Annotated in this window: 5 protein-coding genes and 2 pseudogenes; 1 reads left to right on the plus strand and 6 read right to left on the minus strand. The window is 40.7% G+C overall.

What is annotated here, in order from left to right; all coding sequences use genetic code 11:
* The 6 genes and pseudogenes from P378_RS17500 to P378_RS17525 all read right to left on the minus strand — a co-directional run.
* Positions 1-174, minus strand: a 174-nt coding sequence (locus tag P378_RS17500; RefSeq protein ID WP_143338525.1) for a transposase, incomplete at its 3' end; no start/stop codon positions are given.
* 57 nt (positions 175-231) lie between these two features.
* Positions 232-738 (minus strand): annotated as a pseudogene (locus tag P378_RS17505) (4Fe-4S binding protein); the annotation flags it as partial.
* Between the two features lies 1 nt (position 739).
* Entirely contained in the window at positions 740-1,108 is a 369-nt protein-coding gene (locus P378_RS17510) for a NifB/NifX family molybdenum-iron cluster-binding protein (RefSeq protein WP_099084100.1), read from the minus strand.
* A complete protein-coding gene (locus tag P378_RS17515) occupies positions 1,105-1,497 on the minus strand; it encodes an iron-sulfur cluster assembly scaffold protein (RefSeq protein WP_099084101.1) in 393 nt (130 codons plus the stop codon). The genes P378_RS17510 and P378_RS17515 overlap by 4 nt, the downstream gene beginning before the upstream one ends.
* Positions 1,494-1,874, minus strand: a complete 381-nt coding sequence (locus P378_RS17520) for a DUF134 domain-containing protein (RefSeq protein ID WP_099084102.1) — start codon at positions 1,872-1,874, stop codon at positions 1,494-1,496. Before P378_RS17520 ends, P378_RS17515 begins: the two co-directional genes overlap by 4 nt.
* Positions 1,875-1,938: 64 nt before the next feature.
* On the minus strand, positions 1,939-2,211 hold the full coding sequence (locus P378_RS17525; protein WP_099084103.1) for a DUF5320 domain-containing protein: 273 nt from the start codon (positions 2,209-2,211) through the stop codon (positions 1,939-1,941).
* A gap of 471 nt (positions 2,212-2,682) precedes the next feature.
* Between P378_RS17525 and P378_RS17535 the strand changes: the two are divergent.
* Positions 2,683-3,073, plus strand: a pseudogene (locus P378_RS17535) (helix-turn-helix domain-containing protein); the annotation flags it as partial.

A 3,073-nucleotide genomic window follows, 5' to 3' on the forward strand; every position in this document is an offset into this window, starting at 1 on the left:
TCTACGACCATCTTCAAGAACTTCTGCCAGAGATCTTATTGCCTCTTTTTTCCATTTAAGCAATTGATTTGGATGAATCCCATACTCTGAAGCAATCTGGGATATGGTTTTCTCTTCCTTGAGAATTTCCAGTACAACCTTGGCTTTGAACTCCCCAGAATATGATTTTCTCACGGCAACGATCCACCTTAAATAAAGCTGTTTTTTTGTCTAGTTTTCTTTATCCATTATACTTCCGGGTGGACAATCAATAAAGGTCAGTTTCTCTTTCTCAGACCTATTTTCATTCAGTAGCTTCTTTATAATTGGGATACCCGATGCTTCACCGGTGTTCAATATCCCTGTATTTACAGTCACATTATCTGAAACACCTTTTTGAACTTTCCCGATAACCTTTTCTTTTTCCGACAGAGCTTTTTCAGGGCAAAGCAACACACACCCTCCACAGGAATGGCAAACCTCATCAAAGACTCTCAATTTGCCGCTAATGTAGGCTAATGCATTGAATTTACAAAAATCAATACAAGTACGGCATCCATTGCAAAGCTGTTCATCTACAGTAGGAATCTTGATTACTACTTCTTCCTCTTTGACACCCTCGGGCTCGAAAAATAAATGCCCATTCGGCTCTTCAACGTCACAGTCTATATAGATGGATTCTTTCGCTGCTGAAGCTAAATTTACCGATACCAATGTCTTTCCTGTGCCGCCCTTGCCGCTAAGCACAGCTATCCTCATATTATTTGCCTCCATGGTTATGAAATCCGGCATGAATCTCTTCTAACAAAGAAAGTTTTCCGTCAATGAATGCGTTGATGTTATCCTTAACAGAAGCATCCATTGTCTTATATATTTTGATATCGGCAGCTTTGATCACCTCTGCGGCATTCTCTCCGCAGCGTGGCGTAAGTAAAGCACTTACTTTGTTATCCACAATCGTCTGCGCAGCTTTAATCCCAGCACCACCTTGGCTGGCTGCTGCGCTGTTGTCGATGAATACACTTTCTTTTGTCTCAGTATCATAAATAAGGAAATATGTGGTGCGTCCAAAAGACTGGCACACACACGTATCCATGGAATTATCGTCTACCGGTATTGCTATTTTCATAAGTGTTCCTCCATTCTACTTGTTTTCTCATAATAATTATTAATAGCTTTGTGCAAAGCGCTCACACCCAAATTTGAGCAATGCACTTTATTTTCAGGAAGGCCATCAAGAGCCTCAATAATATCCTCTTCAGTGATTTTTAATGCATCATCTAAGCTTTTACCTTTCGCCAATACAGATGTCATGCTTGAGGTAGCAATCGATGCGCAACATCCAAACACAAGATAGCTAATCTCCTTAATGCAATTATCTTTGACTCTAATATAAACCGTTAGTGCGTCTCCACAAGCTGGATCTCCAGAGCTTCCTTCAGCATCTGCATCAGGCATACTATATGCATTTTGAGGACACATAAAATGTTCAATTACTTTCTCAGAATAAATGATCACTCACCTCTATCCTCATCATCCATAAAACCTCTACCACATCTATGTCTGCGACAACCACCGCCGCCACAAGACTTACCATAACCATCACAAAGCTGGTATTCTCCGCCCTCGATCCATAGCACTTTCCCGTTTACCAGAAACTCTGCAAGTTTTTTTCTTGCGTCATTATAAATACCCTGAACTGTTGTTCGTGCTATATTCATTTGGCTGGCACACTCTTCCTGGGTAAATCCTTCTAAGTCAATCAGCCTTATAGTCTCATATTCGTCTACTGTCATATTGACAAAATTCTCCGTATTTGCCGGAGAATCAAGAGGCCCAAATCGGCTGCTTTCAGGTAAACAACAAACTTTTCTCCATTTTCTTGGTCTTGGCATAAATCTTTCACCTCAATTTGCGACAGAAATAACCAGAGCGTCCTCCGGTTACTTCTGCTGTCCTTTACAAATTTTCCAGTTGCTTGTCAATAACTTCGAGTCGGCTTTGAAGCAGATCTTTTTGTTCTTGGAGCAGCTCTTTTTGTGTTTTAGAAGAAGTCTGATCTACTGCAAAATTTCTCCCGAAACCTCGTCCTAAGCCACGCCTGCAACCAAGTCCTAAACCAAGTCCAAGACCAGCACCATATTTCACTGCATTTGCACCAGTGCAAAATCCTAAACCTCTTCCAGTCATTGACCCAAGCCCCATTGGGCCAGTTCCATCTCTTCTTGGCATATGATTCACCTCCTTATAGTTTATGACATATGTCGTTTTCAATTCTTATTATATGCCGTTTCTGACATATGTCAATAACTAATTGAAAATTTTTTGAATATGTTGGCACAACTTTCCTACAAATAAAATAAACCGCCAATCAAGGAGTTTTCCCCTTAACTGACGGTCATCATTTTGCCCTATATTTCAATATTAAAATCAACACCAGACTTAAATTCCACATCAAGCTCATCCTCAAACACCGTAATTTTCTCAACCAACCGCCTGACCAGTTTTTCATCTAGCTGCCGGATATATTTCAAACAGTCCAGCGTGTTATGAGCAAATCGGCTGATGGACTTCTGTAACTGATAAAATAAAATCAACAAATTTCAACAAATAAGAATGAACACTATATACCAAAATCCTCCTTTTCGGCTATGATGGAACTGGAAATTATTCAAACCACTTCATCATGGGCGGGAGGAAATTATGAACAATAGAGAAAGGTGGAAGATGTACTACGAGATTCAGTCACTTAAAGAAATGGGATTGAACGTCTCTCAAATTGCCAGGAGGCTGGGTATCTGCCGGAACACGGTTTACGCACATTTAARCGCCACAACGGATGACCTGGAAAGAATTAACCGTGACAGCCAAACCAGAYAAAAGAAACTGGATGAATATAAGTTGGAGATAGCGGGCTGGCTCAAAACATAYCCCGATTTGTCGGCAGCCCAGGTGCTGGACTGGCTAATGGAGAAAAAATTCTCTACCAACGTTTGCGAAGGCACAGTCAGAAACTATATTCGATGGCTGAGAGAGGAGTATGATATCCCAAAAATTGTCCATAAGCGTCAATACGAAGCAATCGAAGATCCGC

It is taken from the genome of Desulforamulus profundi, assembly GCF_002607855.1.